The organism is Albidovulum sp. (assembly GCF_049646345.1).
Taxonomy (GTDB): domain Bacteria; phylum Pseudomonadota; class Alphaproteobacteria; order Rhodobacterales; family Rhodobacteraceae; genus Albidovulum.
In genome coordinates this window covers 1-2,946 of the sequence record NZ_JBARVQ010000420.1, presented here as the reverse complement: position 1 = coordinate 2,946, position 2,946 = coordinate 1, and the positions used below count along the sequence as shown (strand labels likewise).

Sequence of the window (2,946 nt, the reverse complement as noted above, 5' to 3'; positions counted from 1 at the left end):
CTGCCGGATTGGCCTTGCCACCGGTGGCCTTCAGCACCTGACCGACAAACCAGCCCGCGAGCTTGGGATTGGCCTTGGCCTTTTCCACCTGGGCGGGGTTCGCGGCAATCACCTCATCCACGGCGGCCTCGATGGCGCCGGTATCGGTGACCTGCTTCATGCCGTGTTTGGCGGCCACTTCCGCCGGGTCGCCGCCTTCGGTCCAGAGGATCTCGAACAGATCCTTGGCCATCTTGCCGGAAATCTCGCCCTTGCCGATGAGGTCAAGCACCCCGCCAAGCTGCGACGCCGAAATCGGGCTGTCGGCGATTGCATGGCCTTCCTTGTTCAGGCGGCCGAAAAGCTCGTTGATCACCCAGTTCGCGGCCTGCTTGCCGTCGCGCCCCTTCGCCACCTCCTCGAAGAAGGCGGCATTTTCGACCTCGGCGGTCAGGACGTTCGCGTCGTATTCGGTCATGCCATAGTCAGACACGAACCGCGCCTTCTTGGCGTCCGGCAGTTCGGGCATGGAGGCCGCGATATCGTCGACCCATGCCTGTTCGATCTCCAAAGGCAAGAGGTCGGGGCAGGGGAAGTAGCGGTAGTCATGCGCCTCTTCCTTTGAGCGCATCGACCGCGTCTCACCCTTGTCGGGATCGTAAAGCCGGGTTTCCTGCACGACCTTGCCGCCATCCTCGATGATGGCGATCTGGCGCCGCGCCTCATATTCGATGGCTTGCTGGATAAAGCGCATGGAGTTCATGTTCTTGATCTCGCAACGCGTGCCGAGATGGCCGAAATCCTGTGTTGCCTGATATTTCTCATAATCGCCCGGTCGGCAGACCGAGACGTTCACGTCCGCGCGCAGGTTGCCGTTCTGCATGTTGCCGTCGCAGGTGCCCAGGTAGCGCAGGATCTGGCGCAGCTTCACGACATAGGCCGCCGCTTCCTCTGGCCCGCGGATATCGGGGCGCGAGACAATCTCCATCAGCGCCACGCCGGTGCGGTTGAGGTCGACGAAGGACATGGTGGGGTCAAGGTCGTGGATCGACTTTCCCGCATCCTGTTCCATGTGGATGCGCTCGATCCGGACCTTACGCGCCACGCCGGGGGCCATATCGACGATAACCTCACCCTCGCCCACGATCGGGTGGTAAAGCTGGCTGATCTGATAACCCTGCGGCAGGTCGGGGTAGAAATAGTTCTTGCGGTCGAAGGCCGAACGCAGGTTGATCTCAGCCTTCAGTCCAAGGCCGGTCTTGACCGCCTGGGCCACGCAATATTCGTTGATCACCGGCAGCATGCCGGGCATGGCCGCATCGACGAAGGCGACGTTGGAATTCGGCTCCATCCCGAATTCGGTCGAAGCGCCCGAAAAGAGTTTCGCGTTGGAGGCCACCTGAGCGTGAACCTCAAGACCGATCACAAGTTCCCAGTCTTCCTTGGCACCGGAAATCACCTTGGGTTTCGGGGCTTCATAGGTCAGATCGAGCATGGGGGCGTCCTTCGGCTATCCGACCCGCTTTCTAAGGGAGCGGCGCGGGCGAGACAAGCAGGGCTATCGCAGACCGCGCGCTGTCGCCTCGGCCTCAAAATCCGCGGCTGCCTCGGCAAAGGGGGCAAGGGACCAGTCCAGGGACTGGATCTGGCCGTGACGGTCGGCGAAGTCGAAGTGCCACGCGCCGCCGTTCTTGAGGGTTTGGTAAAGCTCCGCCGACTCGGCACCTGAAAAGACGCAAGAGCCGCCCGTCAGGCAGGCGGCGCGGTCGGTAGACCAGACGGGTTCGCCCCCCCGTTCAATCCGGTGCCCGCCGCGTGCAAAGCGCGTGCCGGGTTCGGACCCGTATTCGATGCGCACATCCTTGGCGTCGGGCGTCACAAACAGGAAATGCGCGGCAAAATCTGGGCGGGGCGAGAAGACATCGACATAGCGGATGTAGCAGCGCCGGTGCATCCCACCGCCTTCGGGGCGTTCGTCGCAGACAGAATCCCAGAGGCCGAAATGCTTCTGATGGGTCACCACCCAGTCGCCGGGCGTGTCATTGCCCTCGCGATCCTGAGCATGGACGGGCAGGGCGGCAAGGCAGAAAACGAGGACAAGGGGGCGCATCGGGGTCCTTTCGGTTCCCCCTTGATAGCCTGTCACGCGCCACATGCCATTTCACGTTCCGGCGATCAGCTCAGCTTGAAGGCCCGCGCGATCTCGGTCAGGGCGTCGCGCTGCCGGTCGGAAACCGCACCGTCGCGGCTGGCCTGAGCCACATCGTTCAGGACTGCCATCAGCGGTGTGAAGCTGCCCGCACGGTCAAGTTTCGCCAAGCGGCGCGACAACCGGGTGATCGCCGGTTCCGGCCCGTTCGATTCATTGACCAGCCAGCGGCCGAGAATCAGCGTCTCTTCCGCGTCGTCGAGGCTCTGGCCGATATGGGCCTGCAGCGATTTCAGCAGGATGTTTTGCTGTTCGGCCGTGGGCAGGCCGCCAAGTTCGAGGAACGCGATGCCAAGCGCGCCGATGGCCAGTTTCGGTTCGTCGAGCGATTCCACGGGATGCAGGTTCATCCTGCGACGGAACCCCAACCGCCGCGCGGCGGACAGCACGTCTTGCGCCACACCGGCGATTTCATGGGTCATTTCAGCCGCATTGCGCATGCGCATGATCCAGATGAAGGCCACGGTGATCGCGCCGATCAGGCCAAGAATGACGGGCATGAAAACCTCCTGCCGTGAAATGGGTCCATCGCCGTGGGGGCGTTTGCAGAGAATATTCACCCGGTAAAGCGGCGAAAATCAGGCAAGGTTCCGCCTATGATTGTCAAGCCGTATTGCGTGGCGCGGGCTTTTGTCTGACCGTCCCGCCCGCCGGCACGCAGGACCGGTGCAATCGGCTGAACATCCAATGCCCTTTCGCCCGGTCCGGCCGCTGGCCTTCGCGCTTTTGCTTCTGCCGCTCGGCTGCATGACGTCGAA

3 protein-coding genes are annotated in these 2,946 nt (G+C 62.7%); all 3 read right to left on the bottom strand.

Features of this window, described 5'->3' with window-relative positions; translation table 11 throughout:
* On the bottom strand, nt 1-1,474 hold a 1,474-nt coding region (gene gatB, locus WBB85_RS10465; protein WP_432638560.1), incomplete at its 3' end, for an Asp-tRNA(Asn)/Glu-tRNA(Gln) amidotransferase subunit GatB.
* A gap of 63 nt (nt 1,475-1,537) precedes the next feature.
* Nucleotides 1,538-2,089, bottom strand: coding sequence for a hypothetical protein (locus WBB85_RS10460; RefSeq protein ID WP_432638559.1), 552 nt, complete (start codon nt 2,087-2,089; stop codon nt 1,538-1,540).
* Nucleotides 2,090-2,154: 65 nt separating this feature from the next.
* On the bottom strand, nt 2,155-2,688 hold the full coding sequence (locus WBB85_RS10455) for a hypothetical protein (RefSeq protein WP_432638558.1): 534 nt from the start codon (nt 2,686-2,688) through the stop codon (nt 2,155-2,157).
* Nucleotides 2,689-2,946: the final 258 nt, after the last annotated feature.

Excerpts from the sequence above, each read along its gene's own strand:
- WBB85_RS10455 (WP_432638558.1), bottom strand. The coding sequence starts at position 2,688 with ATGCCCGTCATTCTTGGCCTGATCGGCGCGATCACCGTGGCCTTCATC.
- WBB85_RS10460 (WP_432638559.1), bottom strand. The coding sequence starts at position 2,089 with ATGCGCCCCCTTGTCCTCGTTTTCTGCCTTGCCGCCCTGCCCGTCCAT.